The organism is Lysobacter sp. GX 14042 (assembly GCF_021390425.1).
GTDB lineage: Bacteria > Pseudomonadota > Gammaproteobacteria > Xanthomonadales > Xanthomonadaceae > Novilysobacter.
The window spans coordinates 33,879-54,579 of sequence record NZ_JAJUWY010000004.1; the positions used below are offsets into that span (position 1 = coordinate 33,879).

Annotated in this window: 19 protein-coding genes, 1 tRNA gene and 1 other RNA gene; 14 read left to right on the forward strand and 7 right to left on the reverse strand. The window is 71.5% G+C overall.

What is annotated here, in order from left to right; all coding sequences use genetic code 11:
- Positions 1–14 precede the first annotated feature (14 nt).
- Together rpmF and LY625_RS07440 are read right to left on the reverse strand one after the other, a co-directional pair.
- On the reverse strand, positions 15–209 hold the full coding sequence (gene rpmF, locus LY625_RS07435) for a 50S ribosomal protein L32 (RefSeq protein ID WP_233739196.1): 195 nt from the start codon (positions 207–209) through the stop codon (positions 15–17).
- A gap of 46 nt (positions 210–255) precedes the next feature.
- The gene (locus LY625_RS07440; protein WP_233739198.1) at positions 256–795 is read right to left on the reverse strand and encodes a YceD family protein; all 540 of its coding nucleotides are present in this window, start codon (positions 793–795) and stop codon (positions 256–258) included.
- 125 nt (positions 796–920) lie between these two features.
- Here LY625_RS07440 and LY625_RS07445 point away from each other — a divergent pair, with 125 nt between their 5' ends.
- Entirely contained in the window at positions 921–1,292 is a 372-nt protein-coding gene (locus tag LY625_RS07445; RefSeq protein ID WP_233739200.1) for a hypothetical protein, read from the forward strand.
- Positions 1,289–1,873, forward strand: a complete 585-nt coding sequence (locus LY625_RS07450; RefSeq protein ID WP_233739209.1) for a nucleoside triphosphate pyrophosphatase — start codon at positions 1,289–1,291, stop codon at positions 1,871–1,873. The genes LY625_RS07445 and LY625_RS07450 overlap by 4 nt, the downstream gene beginning before the upstream one ends.
- A 16-nt stretch (positions 1,874–1,889) precedes the next feature.
- Here the strand turns inward: LY625_RS07450 and LY625_RS07455 are convergent, their stop codons facing one another.
- Complete coding sequence (locus tag LY625_RS07455) at positions 1,890–3,740, reverse strand: glycosyltransferase family 39 protein (protein ID WP_233739562.1); 1,851 nt, start codon at positions 3,738–3,740, stop codon at positions 1,890–1,892.
- 200 nt (positions 3,741–3,940) lie between these two features.
- On the opposite strand from LY625_RS07455, the gene LY625_RS07460 reads away from it, so the two are divergent.
- The 4 genes from LY625_RS07460 to LY625_RS07475 are packed head-to-tail and all read left to right on the forward strand — an operon-like array spanning position 3,941 to position 8,299.
- Positions 3,941–4,867: an AAA family ATPase gene (locus LY625_RS07460; RefSeq protein WP_233739563.1), complete on the forward strand. Its 927-nt coding sequence runs from the start codon at positions 3,941–3,943 to the stop codon at positions 4,865–4,867.
- A gap of 39 nt (positions 4,868–4,906) precedes the next feature.
- Entirely contained in the window at positions 4,907–5,830 is a 924-nt protein-coding gene (locus LY625_RS07465) for a DUF58 domain-containing protein (RefSeq protein ID WP_233739564.1), read from the forward strand.
- The gene (locus tag LY625_RS07470) at positions 5,823–7,817 is read left to right on the forward strand and encodes a DUF3488 and transglutaminase-like domain-containing protein (protein ID WP_233739211.1); all 1,995 of its coding nucleotides are present in this window, start codon (positions 5,823–5,825) and stop codon (positions 7,815–7,817) included. The genes LY625_RS07465 and LY625_RS07470 overlap by 8 nt, the downstream gene beginning before the upstream one ends.
- Entirely contained in the window at positions 7,814–8,299 is a 486-nt protein-coding gene (locus LY625_RS07475; RefSeq protein ID WP_233739213.1) for a Slp family lipoprotein, read from the forward strand. The genes LY625_RS07470 and LY625_RS07475 overlap by 4 nt, the downstream gene beginning before the upstream one ends.
- A 9-nt stretch (positions 8,300–8,308) precedes the next feature.
- Here the strand turns inward: LY625_RS07475 and LY625_RS07480 are convergent, their stop codons facing one another.
- Genes LY625_RS07480 through dnaX form a run of 4 tightly spaced genes read right to left on the reverse strand, consistent with a single transcriptional unit; the run spans position 8,309 to position 11,739 of the window.
- A complete protein-coding gene (locus LY625_RS07480; protein WP_233739222.1) occupies positions 8,309–8,668 on the reverse strand; it encodes a histidine triad nucleotide-binding protein in 360 nt (119 codons plus the stop codon).
- A 53-nt stretch (positions 8,669–8,721) separates the two neighbouring features.
- The gene (recR, locus tag LY625_RS07485) at positions 8,722–9,318 is read right to left on the reverse strand and encodes a recombination mediator RecR (protein WP_233739230.1); all 597 of its coding nucleotides are present in this window, start codon (positions 9,316–9,318) and stop codon (positions 8,722–8,724) included.
- A gap of 13 nt (positions 9,319–9,331) precedes the next feature.
- Positions 9,332–9,652 carry a YbaB/EbfC family nucleoid-associated protein gene (locus LY625_RS07490; protein ID WP_233739239.1) on the reverse strand — a complete coding sequence of 107 codons (321 nt, stop codon included), beginning with the start codon at positions 9,650–9,652 and terminating at the stop codon, positions 9,332–9,334.
- A gap of 53 nt (positions 9,653–9,705) precedes the next feature.
- On the reverse strand, positions 9,706–11,739 hold the full coding sequence (gene dnaX / locus LY625_RS07495; RefSeq protein ID WP_233739247.1) for a DNA polymerase III subunit gamma/tau: 2,034 nt from the start codon (positions 11,737–11,739) through the stop codon (positions 9,706–9,708).
- Positions 11,740–11,909: 170 nt separating this feature from the next.
- Here dnaX and LY625_RS07500 point away from each other — a divergent pair.
- The 8 genes from LY625_RS07500 to LY625_RS07535 all read left to right on the forward strand — a co-directional run bounded on the left by LY625_RS07500 (position 11,910) and on the right by LY625_RS07535 (position 20,689).
- Positions 11,910–12,002: transfer RNA gene (locus tag LY625_RS07500), tRNA-Ser, on the forward strand.
- Between the two features lie 56 nt (positions 12,003–12,058).
- A complete protein-coding gene (locus tag LY625_RS07505) occupies positions 12,059–13,249 on the forward strand; it encodes a GGDEF domain-containing protein (RefSeq protein WP_233739249.1) in 1,191 nt (396 codons plus the stop codon).
- A 241-nt stretch (positions 13,250–13,490) separates the two neighbouring features.
- Positions 13,491–14,714: an efflux RND transporter periplasmic adaptor subunit gene (locus tag LY625_RS07510; RefSeq protein WP_233739251.1), complete on the forward strand. Its 1,224-nt coding sequence runs from the start codon at positions 13,491–13,493 to the stop codon at positions 14,712–14,714.
- Between the two features lie 9 nt (positions 14,715–14,723).
- Entirely contained in the window at positions 14,724–17,873 is a 3,150-nt protein-coding gene (locus LY625_RS07515; protein WP_233739253.1) for an efflux RND transporter permease subunit, read from the forward strand.
- The gene (locus LY625_RS07520) at positions 17,866–19,293 is read left to right on the forward strand and encodes an efflux transporter outer membrane subunit (protein ID WP_343223472.1); all 1,428 of its coding nucleotides are present in this window, start codon (positions 17,866–17,868) and stop codon (positions 19,291–19,293) included. Before LY625_RS07515 ends, LY625_RS07520 begins: the two co-directional genes overlap by 8 nt.
- Entirely contained in the window at positions 19,290–19,913 is a 624-nt protein-coding gene (locus tag LY625_RS07525) for a TetR/AcrR family transcriptional regulator (protein ID WP_233739261.1), read from the forward strand. The genes LY625_RS07520 and LY625_RS07525 overlap by 4 nt, the downstream gene beginning before the upstream one ends.
- A gap of 55 nt (positions 19,914–19,968) precedes the next feature.
- Positions 19,969–20,065, forward strand: an RNA gene (gene ffs, locus LY625_RS07530) — signal recognition particle sRNA small type.
- A 123-nt stretch (positions 20,066–20,188) separates the two neighbouring features.
- Positions 20,189–20,689: a hemerythrin domain-containing protein gene (locus LY625_RS07535; protein ID WP_233739281.1), complete on the forward strand. Its 501-nt coding sequence runs from the start codon at positions 20,189–20,191 to the stop codon at positions 20,687–20,689.
- The last annotated feature ends 12 nt before the right edge of the window (positions 20,690–20,701 follow it).

Here is a 20,701-nt window from a genome sequence, read left to right on the forward strand (position 1 = left end):
TGTGAAGCCGGAGCTTACTCTTCGTCGAACACCTGCGTCTTGGTGTCCATCACCTTCTTGCCGCGGTAGTAGCCGTCGGCGGTGACGTGGTGGCGCAGGTGGGTCTCGCCGGTGGTCGGGTCGGTGGACAGCTGCTTGGCCGACAGGGCGTCGTGCGAACGGCGCATGCCGCGCTTCGACGGGGAGACTCTGGATTTCTGGACAGCCATGGTCTTGCTCCAAGGAAAACGTCGGTGGACGTGGGGTCCGGGCCGGTCAGTCCGGCTCGCCGGGTGTCTTGTTCTTCAATGCGGACAGGGCGGCGAACGGGTTCGCGCGCTCCTGCTCGGCGGCCGGCGCCGGCCAGTCGCGCTCGACCGCCTCGCTGCCCGGCTTCACCGGGATCACCGGCACCGCGAGGATCAACTCGTCCTCGACGATGTCCAGCGGTACCACGAAGCCGTCGGCCGGCACCTCCAGCGCCTCGTAGCCCGGCGGCAGCGCCGCCTCCTCGGCCTCGCTGCGCACCAGACCCAGTCGCTGGGTCAAGTCCACCGGCAGCACGAAACGCTCCATGCTGCGCTGGCACTGCAGCGGCAGCCCGGCCTCCACGTGCAGCTCGGCGTACGGCACCTGCAGCTCGTCACGCCCGAAATCGAGGGTGAAGGCTACTTCGCCCTCGACATCGAGCAGTGCATCGCGAAGCCTGGACAGCCGCTCCAGCGGCACGCGCGCCTCGATGCCGCGGCGCGAGGCGACCATCCGCCACGCATCCACGGTCTCAGGAACGGGCACGTTGGGTACGCCGGCGGACATAAGCCGGGGAATGCTAAGGATCGGGCGTCGCCGTGTCAATGCGCGCACTCCCGTAATCCATCGGCATTTGCCCCCTGCCCGCTTTGCCGTACAGACTGGCGCCGGTTCCCGACTGCGCTGCTTCCGTGGACATTTCCCTACTGTTGACCCCGGCCGTCGTCGCCGGCTGCGGCCTGCTCGCGTGGCTGCTGCTGCGCCGGCACCGCCGTAGCCGCCACCAGCGCGAGGTGGTGCAGCTGCTCGACGCGGCCGACGCACTGGAGGCACGCCTGCGCACCGCGCGCTCGGAGATCACCGCGGTGGCGGGCGACGGCCACGGCGACCCGGTCCACGAGGCGATGCGCGAGATGCTGCGCCAGCGCCTGTGGCTGCGCGAGCACGGCGGCGGGGCGAGCGTGGACGAACTGCGCCAGGTGCGCGGCTCGATCGAGGACGCCCGCCAGCGCATCGACCACCAGCTGGACCGGGTCCGCGAGGCGCGGGTCACCGCACCGTGAGCCACGCGCGGCTGGTCCTGGCGTCGACCTCGGCCTACCGCGGCGGGCTGCTGGCGCGCCTGGGGCTCGACTTCGAGGCGCTCGCCCCGGAACTGGACGAATCGCCGCGCGCCGGGGAGCCCCCCGCGGAACTGGCGGTGCGGCTGGCGGCCGGCAAGGCGGATGCGGTCGCCGCCCGCTGTCCGGCCGGGACCTGGGTGCTGGGTTCGGACCAGGTCGCCGACCTCGCCGGCCGGCCGCTGGGCAAGTCGGGCGACCGTGCCGGCGCGATCGGCCAACTGCGGGCGATGTCCGGCGCCCGGGTCGATTTCCACACCGCGGTGGCCCTGCGCCAGGCCGGCGGCGGCCTGGCGCAGGCGCTGGACACCACCACCGTGTTGCTGCGGACGCTTTCGGACGCCGAGATCGGGCGCTATGTGGATGCCGAGCGTCCTTTCGACTGCGCCGGCAGCTTCAAGGTCGAAGGGCTGGGCATCAGCCTGTTCGAGGCAGTGGAGGGTCGCGACCCCACCGCGCTGGTCGGGCTGCCGCTGATCGCCACCGCCGCACTGCTGCGCCAGGCCGGATTCGCCGTCCCCTGAGCGGCTGCCCGGGTGCTCAACGCACCTCGACCGGCTGCTCCGGCCAGGTTTCCACGCTGCCATCGGCGCCGTGCAGCCGCAGGCCCAGCCAGTGCGGCCCCGGCGCGACGTCCGGCGCCAGCTCGACCTGCGCGCCGAAGCCCACATCCGGGTGCCGGGGGTCGGTGCTGACCCGCCAGAACGCAGCCACGTGCGGGGCGTGCAGGCCGTAACCGGCCTCCGCGACCACCGCGCCGTCGAGCAGCACCTCCACCCGCTCCAGCCCGACGCCGTCCTTGAACGCCCAGCCGGCCACCTCGAAGCTGCGGCCGACCGCCGCGCCGCTGGCCGGCGCATCGATCCAGGCCATCGCCGGCGTGGTGCACGGGGCATCCGCGGGCACCGGCTGCTCCAGCCGGAACAGCAGGAAGCGCTGGCTGCCGTGGTCGACGTTGACCACCCTGGGCGGCGGCAGCGGGCCGACCATCGAGCACATGTACCGGTAGCGCGCCAGCAGGTCCTTGTACGGCACGTCGGTAGAGGCCTCGACCAGCAGCACCGGCGCCTTGCCCCGCTCCGGCAAGTCGGTCACCTCCATGCCCCACAGGCGCAGCTGCGGCGCGCGCCCGTGCCGGTGGTTGAGCGCGTGGTCGAGCATCGGGATGCCGGGGTCGCCCAGCGCGAAGCCCAGCTCGGCGCCGATCTTGAAGCTGCCGGCCAGCACCCGGGTGCCGTCCGGCATCGCCGCCAGTTCGCTGCGGACCGCTCCGGCCAACTCGTCCCAGCCGGCGAAGTTGGCCGGATACCACTTCTGCGTGGCGGCGCGCGCGCGCACTTCCGGCACCGACACGGCCACGTAGTAGCCCAGCATCGCCAGCAGTCCGGCTGCCGCCAGCGCCCAGGTGGCCGAGCGCAACCAGCGCGGCCAGCCCTGCAGCAGCGCGGGCGCCAGCGGGAGCAATGCGAGATAGCCGGGAAGCGGCCAGTGGAAGCTGACCCGCTCGGTATCGGCGAAGAAGCCCAGGATGAAGAAGCCGGCGACCACCAGCAGTCCCAGCAGGGCGAAATAGCGGGACGCCGGCAGGGCGCTGGAGCGCCCGCGCCAGCCGGCCAGCAGCAGCGCCGCGAACAGCAGCGGGGTGACCATCAGCGCCTGGACCAGCACGAACCACAGGCCCTCCAGGTGGAAGGCCCACGGATGCCGGTCGACCAGCTGGAAACGCAACCCGGCATCGGCGTTGTCCATGTTCCACCACACCAGCGGGGTCCACGCCGCCGCGCCGATGGCGATCGCGGTCCACACCCGGACATCGCGCAGCGCACGGCGTCCGTCCGCCAGCAGCAACAGGGCAAGCAGGCCGACACCGATCACCGCGATGAAGCGGTAGTGGCTCAGCCCACCGATCACCAGGCCGGCGGCCAGCTCCAGCGAGGCCGCGGCGTCGACGCGACGCAGCAGCCTGGCCCCCGCATCCATGCACAGCAGCGTGGCCAGGGCCATCGCCGCGTCGGGCAACGCCATCAGCCCCAGGGTGCCGGCCAGTGGCAACAGCAGGGCCAGGCTGCCGGCCTGCCAGCCGTTGGCGTCGCCGAACTCGCGGCGGGCGATGCGCACCACCAGCCAGGGGATCACCGCCGCCATGAGCAGGAATGGCAGCCGCAGGCCCAGCTCGGTGTTGCCGCCCAGCGCGACGCCCAGCCGGGCCAGCCAGGCGGTCAGTCCGGGCAGGTCCGAGTAGGCCGGCGCCAGGTGCTGGCCTTCCAGCCAGTAGAAGGCCTCGTCGACGAATACCGGCAGCCGCGCGGCCACCAGCAGCTTGAATGCGCTGACCACGGCGAACAGCAGCAGGAAGGCCCGACGGGCGCGATCCGCCCCGGCATCGGCCAGGGGTCCGGTATCGACTATGCGCGGCTCGGCAGAAGCGGGTCGCACGGCTTGCGGCATGCGCGGATGACCTCGGTACACTCGGTGGGTTCCATGTGGCGGGGCGACCCCGCAGTCCCGCCGCGAAGGCGACAGCACAGGAGACGATGATGGCGGCAACCGGAACGACGGCCGGTGAAACCCGCCGCCCTGGCGCGGCGGCCATGCTACCCGAGCGGCTGAGCGGTGCGCTTGACCGCGCGCAGGCACAGGTCAACCAGCTGGTGCTGGGCAAGCCGCGGCAGGTCAGGCTGGCATTCGTGTCGCTGTTTTCCGATGGCCACCTGCTGATCGAGGACCTGCCCGGCCTGGGCAAGACCACGCTGGCGCATGCGCTGGCGAGCACGCTGGGACTGGGGTTCCAGCGCGTCCAGTTCACCTCCGACCTGCTCCCGGCCGACGTGCTGGGCGTGTCGGTGTTCGACCCGCAGGCACGGCGTTTCGACTTCCATCCCGGCCCGGTGTTCACCGAGGTGCTGCTGGCCGACGAGATCAACCGTGCCCCGCCCCGCACCCAGAGCGCGCTGCTGGAGGCGATGGCCGAGCACCAGGTGACCGTCGACGGCACCACCCATGCCCTGCCCGACCCGTTCTTCGTCATCGCCACGCAGAACCCGGCGGACCTGTCGGGCACCTATCCGCTGCCGGACTCGCAGCTGGACCGCTTCCTGCTGCGGCTCGGCCTGGGCTACCCCGACCAGGACGCCGAGCGCGCCCTGCTGGCCGGCGAGGACCGGCGCGCGTTGATCGCCCAGGTCCGGCCGCTGCTGACCCGCGACGATGTCGCCGCAGTGCGCCGGGCGGTCGCCGCGGTGCACGCCAGCGACGCGCTCATCGACTACGTCCAGGCACTGCTCGGGCGCAGCCGCCGGCACCCGGGCGTGCGCGTCGGGCTGTCGCCGCGCGCCGGTCTGGCCCTGCTGCACGGCGCCCGGGCCCACGCGCTGCTGGAAGGCCGCGGTCACGTGCTGCCGGGTGACGTGCAGGCGCTGTTCGTCGCGGTCGCCGCCCACCGATTGGTCCCGGAGGCCGATACCGGCACCGACGAGGCCCTGGCCCGCTCGATCCTGGACGCGGTGCCGGTGGACTGAGCCGTGGGCCTGAAGGCACGCCTGGGCACACGGATCCGGATGCTGGTACGCCCGCGTTCCACCGAGGCACTGCCGGTGCGGCTCGACCGCCGGCGGGTCTACGTGCTGCCCACCCGTTTCGGGCTGTTCTACGGCGCGCTGCTGGCGGCGATGCTGCTGGGCGCGCTGAACTACAACAACAATCCGGCCCTGCTGCTCGGCTTGCTGCTCGCCGGCGGCGGCCTGGCCAGCCTGGTCGCGGCCCAGCTGCAGCTGACTGGCCTGGAGGTGACCGGCGTGGAAGCGGAACCGGTACCGGCCGGAAGCGCGCTGGTGCTGCGCGCGCACGCGCGCGCCGATGACGGCCGCGAGCGCCGCGGCCTGCGCGTGGCGGCCGAGCGCGATCCACAGCGCACGGCGCTGCTGGACCTGGACCATGGCAAGGGCGAGGCACGGCTGGATATCCCCACTACCCGGCGCGGCTGGCACCGCGCGCCGCGGTTGCAGGTGGCCACCACCCGGCCACTGGGCCTGGCGCGGGCGTGGGGCCTGGTCTGGCCCGCGGACCCGCTGCTGGTCTATCCGCGCCCGGAGCCCGAAGGCCCGCCGCTGCCGAGCGGTTCCGGCGACCGCGTCCAGCACCGGCTGCATGCCAGCGGCGACGATGTCCACCACCTGCGCCAGTACCGGCCGGGGGATTCGCGCCGGACCATCGCCTGGAAGGCCTCGGCGCGGCGCGACACCCTGCTGGTGCGCGAATACGACGAGCCCCTGGGTGCCGACGTGGTGCTCGACTGGGCGGCTGCCGGCAGCGCCGACCGCGAGGCCCGCATCGCGCGCCTGGCGCGCTGGGTCGACGAGGCCGAGCGCGACGGCCGCCGCTACCGGCTGGTGCTGCCCGGCCAGCCCCCGATCGGCCCCGGGCGCGGGCCGCACCACCGCCACGCCTGCCTGCGCGCCCTGGCGCTGATGCCCGATGACTGAGCCCGCCGACCGCCTGCTGCTGGACCGCGGCAGCCGTGCCTGGACGCTGCTGGCGTCCGGCGCCTGCCTGTTGCCGCTGTTGCTGCAGCTGCCCGGCCTGCTGGGGGCCCTGGTGGGCGTCGTCGCCGTGGGGGTCGGACTGGTGTCCTGGCGCCGGACCATCCCCGGCACGGTGCGCCTGGTGCTGGCGCTGGCGATGCTCGGGCTGGTGCTGGCGATGTCGGAGTTCCGCATCGGCCGCGACACCGGCACCGCGGTGCTGGCGGCGATGCTCGCGATCAAGCCCGCCGAGACCTTCCGCCTGCGCGATGCGCGCAGCCTGCTGGGCTTCGCCCTGTTCGCGCCGTTCGGCACCTTCCTGCTCGACCAGGGGCCGGTGAGCCTGCTGCTCGGCCTGGGCGGCGCGGTGCTGGCACTGGGCGCGCTGCAGCGGCTGGCCGAGCTGGAATCCGGCGGGTACGTGGTGGGCGGTGCCGGCGCGCGCCTGGGCCGGGTCGGCAAGCTGCTGGCGCTGGGGCTGCCGCTCGCCCTGGCGGCTTTCTGGCTGTTCCCGCGCCTGGCATCGCCGCTGTGGGGGGTCCCCGAACGGGCGATGGCCAGCACCGGGCTGTCCGACGAGATGTCCCCGGGCGACTGGCTGGACCTGCTGGTCGATGACACCCCGGCACTGCGCGTGCGGTTCCAGGGATCGGAGCCGGCACCCGCGCAGATGTACTGGCGCGGCCCGGTCATGTGGCGCTTCGATGGCCGTACCTGGAGCCGTGCCGACTGGCTGGGCCACGCCCCGCCGGCGCCGGTCGAGCCAGCCGCGGTGCGGTGGGACTACCAGGTCGAGGTGGAACCGACCGAGCGGCGCCAGCTGGTCGCGCTCGACCTGCCCCTCGCCGCCCCGGACGGAGCGCGGATGGGCCGCGACCTGGAGCTGTTCACGCGCCGCCCGCTGAGCGCACTGACCCGCTGGACGATGAGCTCGGCTCCGCCGGCGCGCTTCGACGCGGATCTGGACCCGCGCCTGCGCCGTGCCGCGCTGGCGCTCCCCGAGGGCTTCAATCCGCGCACCCTGGAGCTGGCACGGCAATGGCGCGCGGAGGCCGGCGCGGACGACGCGGCCATCGTCCAGCGGGCGCTGGACTGGGTCACCTCCGACTTCGCCTACACCCTGAGCACGCCGCTGGCGGGCCGGCACAGCGTCGACGAGTTCCTGTTCGACCAGCAGGAAGGCTTCTGCGAGCACTTCAGCAGTGCCTTCGTGGTGCTGATGCGCGCCGCCGGGATCCCCGCGCGGGTGGTCACCGGCTACGTGGGCGGCTACCGCAACCCGCTGGGCGACTACTGGCTGGTACGCCGCTCCGATGCCCACGCCTGGGCCGAGGTCTGGCTGCAAGGCGAAGGCTGGCGCCGGGTCGATCCCACCGCGGCGGTAGCGCCGGAACGGATCTACGACACCCTCGCCGACCGGCGCCCGGGCGCCGGGATGCTGGGCGGCGCGCTGGGCGGCGCGGGCGGGCTGTTCGACCTGGGCGACTGGCTGCGCACCGGCTGGAACGATTTCATGCTCGGCTTCGACGCCGAGCGCCAGGCCGCGTTGCTGCGCCCACTGGGTATCGATCGGCTGGATCCGCTCCGGCTGGGACTGATGTTCGCGCTGGTCGCACTGCTGGCGCTGCTGTGGATGGTTTGGCTGAGCCGGCGCGGCGAGCGCCAGCCCGACCCGGTGTTGCGCGCCTGGCACCGGCTGGACGCCCGCTATCGCAGGCTGGGCCTGGGCCGGGCACCGGCGGAACCGGCGCTGCAGTGGGCCCGCCGGGTCGACGCCGCGCTGGACGGCGACCCCGGTCTGGTCGAACTCAGCCGCCGTTTCAGTGATTCGCGCTACGCTCCGCTGCATGCCCGGCAGGCGGCCGGCGCAGGCCAGCTGGCCCGCGAACTGCGCCGCCACCGGCCGCCCCGCGGCCACCGCCGGGACGACACCGGAGAATCCAGATGAAGATCCGACTGACCCTGCTTGCCGTCGCGACCGCCGCCCTCGCCGGCTGCGCAACCTACCCCGCCCCGTTGCAGGGCGGCTACGCCGAGCTGACCCCGCATGCCGCGGCCACCGGCGAGCAGGCCGGCATGCCGGTGCGCTGGGGCGGGCAGATCATCCAGGTCGAGCCGCAGCAGAACCGCACCTGCTTCCAGATGCTCGGCGTGCAGCTCGACGCCACCGGGCGGCCGATGCGCTCGAGCGACCGCTTCGACGGCCGCTTCCTGGCCTGCCGCGACGGCTTCTACGACCCGGCGATCTTCCAGCCCGGCCGCGAGGTCACCTTCACCGGCCACATCGACGGGTACGAGGACCGCACCATCGGCGAATACGACTACCGCCTGCCGCGCATGTCCGCCGACGTGGTCTACCTGTGGGGCGTGCGCGAGCGGGTCGACGTGATCGAGCGCCCGGCGCCGTGGCCGTGGTGGGGCTGGTGGTGAGCCCCGGGCTCAGCGCCCCTCGCCAAAACCGCCCAGCGGCGCGCCTGCCAGCAGGTGCAGGTGGAGCTGGAAGACCGTCTGCCCGCCGTTGTCGTTGCAGTTCATGACGATGCGGTAGCCGGCCTCGGCGAAGCCCTGCTCCTTCGCGTAGTTCGCCGCCGCCAGCGCCAGCCGGCCGATGACCGGTGCCTGCTCCGGGGTCAGCTCGTTGAGCGTGGCGATCGGGGTCTTGGGCACGAACAGCACGTGGACCGGCGCCTGCGGGGCGATGTCGCGGAAGGCGATGAGTTCGTCGTCCTCGTAGACGATGTCGGCAGGCAGCTCGCGGCGGATGATCCGCCCGAAGAGGGTGGTGTCGGTCTGGGTCATGGGGTCTCCGGGTCGGGCGGCGCGGCCGGACCGGCCCGCTCAGGTCAGTTCGGTCAGGTCAGTTCGGTGCGACTGGTGAAGGCGTGCGACAGGGTGCCACGGTCGACGTACTCCAGTTCGCCGCCCAGCGGCATCCCGTGCGCCGGGCGGCTCGGCCGCACGCCGTGGCGCCGGGCCAGCTGCCCGAGGTAATGGGCGGTCGCCTCGCCCTCGACGGTGGGGTTGGTGGCGATGATCAGCTCACCCACCCCGCCCTCGGCCAGGCGGGCCTCCAGCCGCTCCAGACCCAACTCGGCCGGGCCGATGCCGTCGAGCGGGCTCAGCCGGCCCTGCAGCACGTAGTACAGCCCGCGATAGCCGGTGGCCTGCTCGATCGCCAGCCGGTCGGCGGGCGTTTCGATCACGCACAGCAGCTGGCTGTCGCGCGAGGCGCTGGCGCAGGTGGCGCAGACCGGCTGTTCGCTGAAGTCGCGGCAGCGCTCGCAATGCCCGATGCGCTCGACCGCCTGGCCCAGCACCTCGGCCAGCCGCCGCGCCCCGGCGCGGTCGCGCTCGAGCACGTGGTAGGCCATCCGCTGGGCCGACTTGGGGCCGACGCCGGGCAGGATCCGCAGCGCCTCGACCAGCTGCTGCAGCAGGGGGGAGCTCATCGCCGCGCCCGACTCAGAACGGCATCTTGAAGCCCGGCGGCAGCTGCATGCCCGACGCCGCGGCACCCATCTTGTCCTGCGAGGCGGCGTTGACCTTGTTGACCGCGTCGTTGATGGCGGCGGCGACCAGGTCCTCGGTCATCTCGGGATCGGTGATCACGCTGGGGTCGATGCGCACCTTGCGGCATTCCATGCGGCCGCTCAGGGTCACGCTGACCATGCCGCCGCCGGCGTTGCCGGTGACCTCGATGTTGGCCAGCTCCTCCTGCGCCCGCTGCATGTTTTCCTGCATCTTCTGCGCCTGCTGCATGAGTTGGGCGATGTTTCCGCGCATGTCGTTCACTCGTGTGTCTGGAAGGGAATGGATGGTGGCGCGTGGCGCCGTGCTCAAGGCCCGTCGAGCGGGCGGATGGAATCCGGGACCAGGGTCGCCCCGCGCTCGCGGATCAGCCGCTGGACCTCGGGATCGGCCATGAAGGCGTCCTCGGCCTGCGCCTGGCGGCGCGCCTTGTCACGCTGGCGCCTGCGGTCGACCGACTCCGCCGGAGTCGTGGCGGCCTCGAAGCTGATCCGCGGCGTGGCACCCAGGCGCGACGCCAGCGCCGCGGCGATGCGCTCGACCAGCGCCGGCTTGTGCAACAGCTCGTCCTCCGGCGCCAATGCCAGGCGCAGCACGCCGTCGGCGTGGCCGATGAAACCGGCATGCTCGGCGAGTACCCGCGCCGGGCCCTTGAGCCCGCTCGCAAGCACCCACTGGTGCCAGTCGTCCCCGTTGGCGAGGCCCGACTGCGCCGCCGCGCGCGCGGGCGCCGGCGGCGGTGCCGGCTCGCCAGCGGATACCGATGGCGGTGGTGGCGACGGCGGTGAAGCCTCGTCCTCGCGCCAGTACGCGGCGGGCATGGCCGGCGGCCCCCCGCCGGCCCCGGGTTCGTGCCAAGGCACCTCGTCCGGATCCCCCACCTCCATGGAACCGCCGTGGCCGGCCGGGGATTCAACCTGGGGAACGGACAGATCCGCGCTTCCAGCGCGCTGCCCGGGAGTGGGCGCCACAACCGGGGCGGGGTCCAGCGTCGCAGCCGGGCGCGGTTCCGGTTCCGGTTCCGGTTCCGGTTCCGGTTCCGGTTCCGGTTCCGGTTCCGGTTCCGGTTCCGGTTCCGGTTCCGGTTCCGGTTCCGGTTCCGGTTCCGGTGCTGGTGCTGGTGCCGGTGCCGGTTCCGGTGCCGGTGCCGGTGCCGATGTAATGGAAGCCGCTGCGGCCGGGTCGGGTTCCGGCTCCGGGCCGGCCTCCGCACGCGGGCGCGGGCGCGATGCCGGTGCATCGGACGCCACCACGTCCCCGGCCGCCGCCGGGCGGAAGGCCAGCATCCGCAGCAGGCTCATCTCGAATCCCGCACGCGGGCTGGGGGCCAGCGGCAGGTCACGGCGGCCGCCGGTCGCCATCTGGTACCACAGCTGCACGAGCTCCGGCGAAACCCGGCCGGCCAGGCCGTCGACGTCGACTCCTTCGGCCGCGACGGCCGCGGCCGGCACCAGCTGCCGCACCTGGATCCGGTGCAGCGCCTCGGCCAGCGCTTCCAGCACGCTGCCCCAGTCCGGCGAGAACTCCGCCAGGGTGGCGACCTCGTCCAGCAGGGCCTCGCCGTCGCCGTCGGCCAGCGCCGCCAGCAGGGCGCCGACCCGGGTCCGGTCGACGGTGCCAAGCATGGTCGCCACCGCCGCATCGGTCAGCTGGCCGCCGGTGTAGGCGATCGCCTGGTCCAGCAACGACAGCCCGTCGCGCAGGCTGCCGTCGGCGGCGCGGGCGACCTGCCGCACCGCGCCGGCCTCCACGGCGATGTCCTCGGCCCGGAGGATCTTCTCGATCTGGCCGCCGATCTGCGCCTCGTCCAGGCGCTTGAGGTTGAACTGCAGGCAGCGGCTGAGCACGGTCACCGGCAGCTTCTGCGGGTCGGTGGTCGCCAGCAGGAACTTCACGTGCCCCGGCGGCTCCTCCAGGGTCTTGAGCAGCGCATTGAACGCCGCCTTCGACAGCATGTGCACCTCGTCGATCAGGTACACCTTCACCCGTCCGCGCGAGGGCGCGTACTGGGCGTTCTCGATCACCTCGCGCACGTCGTCCACGCCGGTGTTGGAGGCGGCGTCGATCTCCAGCAGGTCCATGAAGCGGCCGGCGTCGATGTCGCGGCAGGCCGCGCACTCCCCGCACGGCTCGGCCGAGGTGCCCTGCTCGCAGTTGAGCGACTTGGCGAAGATCCGCGCGATGGTGGTCTTGCCCACCCCGCGGGTGCCGGTGAACAGGAAGGCGTGGTGGATGCGGCCGCTGTCCAGGGCATTGGTCAGCGCGCGCACCACGTGCTCCTGGCCGACCAGTTCGGCGAAGCGTCGCGGGCGCCACTTGCGGGCGAGGACGAGATAGGACATCGGTACCTGGGTGTTCCGGCGGGGGGCGGCCCGGACCGGCCGCCTGGCGGGAGCGCATTGTGCCATGCCCACCCGCCGCGGCCGCCGCGGCCCCGACTTGTCCGCGGCCGCCGTGGCGGCTAGAATCCGCCACCCCCGTTCCCGGCGCCCGCGCCGCGCCCGGCGGGTCCGGAGAGGTGTCCGAGTGGTTGAAGGAGCACGCCTGGAAAGTGTGTAGGCGGCTAAACCCCGCCTCGGGGGTTCGAATCCCCCTCTCTCCGCCAGACAATGGAAAACCCCTGCGCCCGCAGGGGTTTTCTTTTTTATTGCGCGCGACTTCATGGTTGATGTCCCTACCCTGCTCGGCTGCAGCGCCGTCTTCCTGTTGTGCGTATCGCTGCTGGTTGCCGCGCTGCGCCCGGATTCCACGCGCGGACTCTGGTTCGCGCTGCCCTTCCTCGCAGGTGCCTGCGGGTGTGCGCTGCTCGTCAGGCCTGAGCTGCTCCCGGGCCGGCTGGGATTGCAGCTGGGCACCTTTGCGATCTCCCTTGCGTATGCCTTCGCCTGGCAGGCGATGCGCGCCTTCCATGGCAACCGCCCGAGGTGGGTCCTGCTGCTCGGCCCCTCCCTCGCCTGGCTGGTGCTGGCGATCCTGCTGTTCGGGCCCCAGGGCTGGGCCACTCCCAATGCCTGGATGCGCATCGGCTTGGCAACCGGCTACTCCGCCCTGGCCGCGCGTGAACTGTGGCTGCACCGCGACCCGGGCCTGCCGTCGGTCCGGCGCCTGTCGATCCTGTTCATGGTCATCGCGGCACTCGGCGCGATCCGTCTCGTGCTCGCCCACTGGACGCCGCAGCCGCTCGGGGCGGCCCCGACGGAGACCTGGACCGTGGTGTCCTACAACGTGCAGGTGCTGGTGCAGGTCCTGCTCGCCACCGCTCTGATCGTCTCCATGCACAAGGAGCGCGCGGCCTTGCGGTATTACGACGAGTCGGTGCGCGATCCGATGACCGGCCTGTACAACCGCAGGTTCTTCCAGCAGCGGGCGGCCGAATGGAACAGGCAGGCCGCGCGCCAGCGCGCGGTGCTGTACTTCGACATCGACCGTTTCAAGCGCATCAATGACCGTTTCGGCCATGAGCTGGGCGACTCGGTCATCGTGGCCGCCGCCCGCGTCGCGCGGGGCACCCTGCGCAAGGGGGACTGGGTGTTCCGGTTTGGTGGCGAAGAGTTCGTCTGCGTGCTGCCCGACGCCGGCCTGGAGGAGGCGACCGCCAGCGCCGAACGATTCCGGCAGGCTTTCGCGGCGGCGGCCATGGAGGTGGACGGGCAGCCGGTTGGAGCCAGCGTCAGCGTTGGCGTGGCCGCCTCCGGAGGCAAGGCGGTGGACATCGAGACACTGCTGTCAGAGGCGGACCGACGGCTCTACGCGGCCAAGGCGGCGGGTCGCAACCGGGTGGTCGCCGATGGCCCCACGCCTGCTCCAAGTCACCCCGGGCGCCGCCGCGGGGACGCACGATCTTTTCACTGACCGGGCTGAACAGCTGTTCACCCGTGCTTCGCGGGCCTTGGAAGAGACTTCGCGACCTGTGCGTTCGGGCGAGCGGGCAGTGGCGCAGGCCAGCAGCCGCCCGTGTTCCTGAACAGGGGAAAGCCCGTCGGCGGGCTCCCGTTCATTTACGGTTGACGGGCTGCGAATGACCGTTCATTCTCTCCGTCCCGGCGGCCCGTGCAGGCCGCCCTTTTCCTTTTCTGCAGCTCGAGTCCTCCCCATGCCCAAGTCCCCACGCCGCCTCGTGCTCCTGCCCCTGGCCCTGTCGATCATGCTCGCCGCCTGCGGCGGTGACGATGCCGCCCAGCAGCCGCCCCCGCCCGAGGTGGCCGTGGTCACCCTGGTCCCGGAGACCACCACCCTCACCCGCGAGCTGCCCGGCCGGACCACCGCCTACCAGATCGCCGAAGTACGTCCGCAGGTCTCCGGCATCATCGAGCGCCGGCTGTTCACCGAGGGCGGCATGGTCAAGGAAGGCGAGCCGCTGTACCAGCTCGACAACGCCACCTATGAGGCCGCGCTTGCCAGTGCCCAGGCCCAGCTGGCGCGGGCGGAAGCCACGGTCGAGGCGGCGCGCCTGCGCGCGGCCCGCACCACCGAGCTGGCCCGCATCGACGCGGTCAGCCGGCAGGACGAGGAAAACGCCACCGCCGCGCTGCGCCAGGCCGAGGCCGACGTCAAGGCATCGCGGGCCGCGGTGCAGAGCGCCCAGGTCAATGTCGGCTTCGCCCGCATCACCGCCCCGATCAGCGGGCAGATCGGCCGCTCCTCGGTGACCCAGGGCGCGCTGGTCACCGCCAACCAGGCCCAGCCGCTGGCCACCGTCCAGCAGCTCGACCCGATCTACGTCGACCTGACCCAGTCCGCCAGCGAGCTGCTGGAGCTGCGCAAGGCCGTGGCCGCCGGCACCCTGGAGCGCGCCGACCTGCCGGTCACCATCGTGCTGGAGGACGGCACCGAGTTCCCGCACCAGGGTCGGCTGGCGTTCTCCGAGGTCAGCGTCGACCCGTCCACCGGCAGCTACGCGCTGCGGGTGGTGGTCGACAACCCCGAGCACATCCTGATGCCGGGCATGTACGTCAACGCCATGGTTGGCAGCGGCGTGCGCCAGGGCGCGATCCTGGTGCCGCAGCAGGGCGTCGCCCGCGACCCGAAGGGCAACACCAGCGCCATGGTGGTCAACGACCAGGGCCTGGTCGAGGTGCGTGCGGTCCAGGTCAGCCGCACCATCGGCGACAAGTGGCTGGTCGAGGGCGGCCTGGTCGCCGGTGACAGGGTGATCGTCGAAGGCCTGCAGAAGATCCAGCCGGGCATCCCGGTCCAGGTCGTGGAGGCCAGGGCGCAGGCCGCCGCCGGCGACGCCGGTCCCGGTTCCGATGCCCCCGCCGCCGGCGAACCCGCCGCGCCTTCCGCCGACGCCGCCGAGCCGGCCGACCAGCAGTAAGGGATTCCCATGGCACGCTTCTTCATCGATCGACCCGTCTTCGCGTGGGTCATCGCGATCATCATCATGCTGGCGGGGGCGCTTTCGATCCTCAACCTGCCGGTGTCGATGTACCCGACCGTGGCCCCGCCCTCGGTCTCCATCAATGCGAACTATCCCGGCGCCTCGGCCCAGGTGGTCGAGGACTCGGTGACCCAGATCATCGAGCAGAACATGACCGGCCTGGACGGGCTGATGTACTTCTCGTCCAACAGCTCCGCCAGCGGCCGTGCCTCCATCACCCTGACCTTCGAGCCGGGCATCGATCCGGACATCGCCCAGGTCCAGGTGCAGAACAAACTGCAGCTGGCCATGCCGCTGCTGCCGCAGGAGGTGCAGCGCCAGGGCGTCAACGTCAGCAAGTCGGCCAGCGGCTTCCTGCAGGTGATCGGCTTCGTGTCGGAAGACGGATCGATGGCCCGCGAGGACATCTCCGACTACGTCAACGCCAACGTCGTCGACCCGCTCAGCCGCGTCCCCGGGGTCGGCAACCTGCAGGTGTTCGGCGGCCAGTACGCCATGCGCATCTGGCTCGACCCCAACCGGCTCGACACCTACCAGTTGTCGGTGTCCGAGGTGGTCGCCGCGATCCAGTCGCAGAACGCGCAGGTCGCGATCGGCCAGCTCGGCGGGGCCCCGGCGGTGGAAGGGCAGCAGCTCAACGCCACCATCAATGCCCAGGACCGGCTGCAGACCCCCGAGCAGTTCCGCGACGTGGTGGTACGCGCCAACCCCGACGGCTCGCTGCTGCGGCTGGGTGACATCGCCCGGATCGAGCTGGGCAGCGAGACCTACGAGTTCATCAGCCGCTACAACGGCGAACCGGCGACCGGCGTGGCGATCTCGCTGGCGACCGGGGCCAACGCGCTGGAGACCGCCGAGCTGGTGGCCACGGCGCTGGACGACATGAAGCCCTATTTCCCGCAGGGCATGAAGGTGGTCGTGCCCTTCGACACCACCCCGTTCGTGCGCATCTCGATCAAGGGCGTGATCCACACCCTGATCGAGGCGATCGTGCTGGTGTTCCTGGTGATGTACCTGTTCCTGCAGAACCTGCGCGCCACCCTGATCCCGACCATCGCCGTGCCGGTGGTGCTGCTGGGCACCTTCGGCGTGCTCGCCGCGCTGGGCATGTCGGTGAACATGCTGACCATGTTCGCGATGGTGCTGGCGATCGGCCTGCTGGTGGACGATGCGATCGTGGTGGTGGAGAACGTCGAGCGCATCATGAGCGAAGAGGGCCTGTCGCCACTGGAGGCCACCCGCAAGTCGATGGACCAGATCACCGGCGCGCTGGTCGGCATCGGCCTGGTGCTGTCGGCGGTGTTCGTGCCCATGGCGTTCATGACCGGCTCGACCGGAATCATCTACCGGCAGTTCTCCTTCACCATCGTCTCGGCGATGGCACTGTCGGTGATCGTCGCCATCGTGCTCACCCCGGCGCTGTGCGCGACCATGCTCAAGCCGGTCAAGAAGGGCGAGCACATGGGCGGCAGCCGCGGCTTCTTCGGCTGGTTCAACCGCAATTTCGACTCCACCAGCGCGCGCTACCGCCGCGGCGTGCGCGGCATCCTCGCCCGCCCCGGCCGTTTCATGCTGATCTTCGCCGCACTGGCGGTGGTGATGGTGCTGGCCTTCATGCGCACCCCCAGCTCGTTCCTGCCCGATGAGGACCAGGGCGTGCTGATGGCGATGGTGCAGGCCCCCGTCGGCGCCACCCAGGAGCGCACCATGGAGTCGATCCGGGCGCTGGAGAACCATTTCCTGGAGAACGAATCGGAGGTCGTGGAGTCGGTCTTCAGCGTGCAGGGCTTCAGCTTCGCCGGCATGGGCCAGAACGCCGGCATGGCGTTCATCAAGCTCACCGACTGGGAGGACCGCACCAGCGAGGACTCCCTGGCCAGTTCCATCGCGATGCGCGGCATGGCGGCGATGAGCCAGGTCAAGGACGCCTTCATCTTCGTCATGGCCCCGCCGGCGATGCCGGAGCTGGGCATCGCGGCAGGCTACTCGTTCTTCCTGCAGGACAACGCCGGCCTCGGCCACGAGGCCCTGCTCAATGCCCGCAACCAACTGCTGGGGATGGCCGGCCAGAGCGAGCTGCTCGCCAACGTGCGCCCCAATGGGCAGGAGGACACCCCGCAGTTCCGGATCGACGTCGACACCCGGCGGGCGGCGGCACTGGGGCTGTCGATGGACGCCATCAACACCACCCTGTCCACCGCCTGGGGCGGCCGTTACATCGACGACTTCATCGATCGCGGCCGCATCAAGCGGGTCTACATCCAGGCCGAAGCGCCGTTCCGCATGACCCCGGAAGACTTCAACCTGTGGTCGGTGAAGAACAACCAGGGCGAGATGGTGCCGTTCAGCGCCTTCGCCACCACCCGTTGGGACTACGGCTCCCCGCGCCTGGAGCGCTACAACGGCGTGCCGGCGATGGAGATCCAGGGCGAGGCGGCGCCGGGCGTGGCGTCCGGTGACGCGATGGCGGAAATGGAGCGCCTGGTGGGCCAGCTGCCCCCCGGCATCGGCATGGAATGGACCGCGATGTCCTACCAGGAGCGCCAGGCCGGCTCGCAGACCCCGATGCTCTACACCCTGTCGCTGCTGGTGGTGTTCCTGTGCCTGGCGGCGCTGTACGAGAGCTGGTCGATCCCGACCTCGGTGCTGCTGGTCGCCCCGCTGGGCATCCTCGGCGCGGTGCTGTTCACCACCTTCCGCGGCTACGAGCGCGACGTGTACTTCCAGGTCGCGATGCTCACCACGGTGGGCCTGACCAGCAAGAACGCGATCCTGATCGTGGAGTTCGCCAAGGAAAACCTGGAGAAGGGCATGGGCCTGGTCGGCGGGATCATGCAGGCCGTCCGCGACCGCCTGCGCCCGATCATCATGACCTCGCTGGCCTTCGGCCTGGGCGTGCTGCCGCTGGCGATCGCCTCCGGCGCCGGCTCCGGTGCGCAGCGCGCGATCGGCACCGGCGTGCTGGGCGGCATGCTCGTGGGCACCTTCCTGGGCGTGTTCTTCATCCCGCTGTTCTTCCTGGTGGTCGAACGCATCTTCAACCCCGAGCTGCGGAAAGAGCCGCTGGTCGAAGGGGAGGTGGAAAACCGTGAGTAAGCACCTGATCACCGCCCTGGCGCTGGCCACCAGCGTGTTCGTTTCCGGCTGCGCGATGCTCGAGCCGCGCGTACCGCCGGCCCAGCCGTCGATCCCGGCCGAATGGCCGCTGCCGCCGGTGACCTCCGCCGGCGCCGATGCCCACCCGCCGGAGGCGACCGCCGGCGGCCTGGAGGTGGCCGACATCGGCTGGCGCGACTTCTTCGCCGACCCGCGGCTGGAGGAACTGGTCGCCCAGGCGCTGGACAACAACCGCGACCTGCGGATCGCCATCCTCAACGTCGAGCGGGCCCGCGCCCAGTACCGCATCCAGCGTGCCGACCGGCTGCCCTCGCTCGGCGCCAACGCGACACTGGAGCGCACCGGCGGCGATGCCCCGGTGCAGGACCTGTACACCGCCGGGGTCGGCCTGGCCGCGTTCGAACTGGACCTGTTCGGCCGCGTGCGCAACCTCAGCCGCGCCGCGCTGGAACAGTTCCTGGCGACCGGCGAGAGCCACCGGGCCGCGCAGCTCAGCCTGATCGCCGAGGTCGCGAACGCCTGGCTCAGCCTGGCTGCGGACCGCGAGCTGCTGGAGATTGCCGAACAGACCCTTCGTACCCACGAGGAGTCCTACCGGCTGACCGGCCAGCGCCACGAGCTGGGCGCGGTGTCCGGGCTGGAACTCAACCAGAGCCGGACGCTGGTGGAAACCGCGCGCGCCGATGTCGCCCGCTTTGCCGGCCAGGTCGCGCGCGACGAAAACGCACTCGACCTGCTGGTCGGCCAGCCGGTCGACCCGGCGCTGCTGCCGGACCGTTTCCTGTCGCAGGTCAGTGGCCTGGCACCGTTGCCGGCCGGCGTGCCGGCCGAGACGCTGCTGCGGCGACCGGACGTGATGGCCGCCGAGCACCGCTTGCTGGCGGCCAACGCCAACATCGGAGCGGCGCGGGCGGCGTTCTTCCCATCCATCAGCCTGACCGGCATGGTCGGCTCGGCAAGCACCGAGCTGTCGGGGTTGTTCGAGGGCGGGACCGGGTTCTGGCGCTTCAGCCCGCAGATCAACATCCCGATCTTCCAGGGCGGACGGCTGCGCGCGGCACTGGGCATGGCCCAGGCCGACCGCGACATCGCCCTGGCCGACTACGAGCGGGCGATCCAGGCCGGCTTCCGCGAGGTCGCCGATGCGCTGGCGCTCAGTTCCACCCTCGCCCGCCAGCGCGCCGCGCTGGAGGACCTGGTGGAAGCATCCGGCAACACCCTGGAGCTGTCGCAGGCGCGCTATGACGCGGGCCTGGTGAGCTACCTGGAGTTGCTGGACGCCCAGCGCACCCACTACCAGGCGGAGCAGTCGCTGGTGCAGGTGCAACTGGCCGAGCAGGCCAACCGGGTCACCCTGTACCGGGTGCTCGGCGGTGGCTGGGCCGAGCGCACGCCGTGAACGCGGAACACACCGGCTGCCGCGCGCGCGAGCGCGCCGAGGCACAGCGCGGCCGCATCCTGGATGCGGCCGCCCAGTGCTTCATCGGGCATGGCTTCCATGCCGCCACCATCGCCAACATCGCCGAGACCGCGCAGGTCAGCGCAGGACTGATCTACCGCTATTTCGAGAACAAGAACGCGATCGTGCTGGCGATCATCGACCGCCAGTTGCGGCAGGCACGGCGCAACATCGCCGACCTGCAGAGCGGGGTGGATGCCGCGACCCTGGTCCCGCGGCTGGCCAGCCTGTGGTGCAAGGACCAGCCCGACGACATGGACCCGGTGCTGTTCCTGGAGATGAGCGCCGAATCCAGCCGCAACCCGGAGATCGCCGAGGCGCTGCGCCGCGCCGACCGGATCAGCGCGGATGATTTCGCCGCCTGGCTGGAGACGGTGGCGAAGGCACAGGGTGCCCGGCCCTCGCCGCTCGAGCTGCGGGTGCGGGGCATCGCCATGCATGCGCTGATCTCGGGGCTGGCGGTCCGCGTGGTCAGGCATCCCGACGGCGACTCCGAGGAGCTGCGGCTGGCCGTTGAGCAGGTCATACCGAACCTGCTGAGGTTCCACCCGCCTGGGTGACTGTGCGATCATTGCCTGCTTGCCGGCAGCAATCCGCCGGACATCCATGGTGGCCCCGTTGGCCCCTCGCGACGCTAGGTCGAAAACCCCGCCAGGGCCGGAAGGCAGCAACGGTATCGACTGATGCGGGCGCCGAGGCAAGTCGGCGGGGCCACCGCCATTTCCGCCACCCCGATCTGTGACCCTGGTCCGGCTCACCGGCCGGCAGGCTTGCCCACCCGGTGCACAGCGGGTACAAACATCCGGGCCTGACGGGGGGGAGAGCAATGGGCCTTTTGAAACGACTGTTCGGCGGCAAGCCGGATGCAACACCCGCTGCCACGACGGCGTCGCCGCAAGTCGCACAGGGACGCACGATCCGCTATGACCCCGGGCTGGTGGACGGCCTGAAGGACGACCACCAGGAACTGGTGGCGATGTACACCCGCTTGGGTGAGCAGGTGGCGGCCGGGGAATTCCACGGCGTGGACGCCGCGCTGCAGGAATTCAAGATCCGCCTCGAGGCGCACCTGCTGACCGAGAACGTGCGCTTCTATGTCTACCTCGAGCAGTCGATGGCCGATGACGAGGTCAACAGCGAACTGATCCGCGGCTTCCGCAGGGAGATGAACTCGATCGCCCGCGGGGTGGTGGAGTTCGTGCGCCGCTACCGCCAGCAGCCGGTCGGGCCGGCGACCCAGGCGCAGTTCATCCGCGAGCATGGCGAGGTCGGCCGCCTGCTGGCGCAGCGCATCGCCCGCGAGGAAGCTGAACTGTACGTGCTGTACCAGCCGTAGGAACCGCCCCGG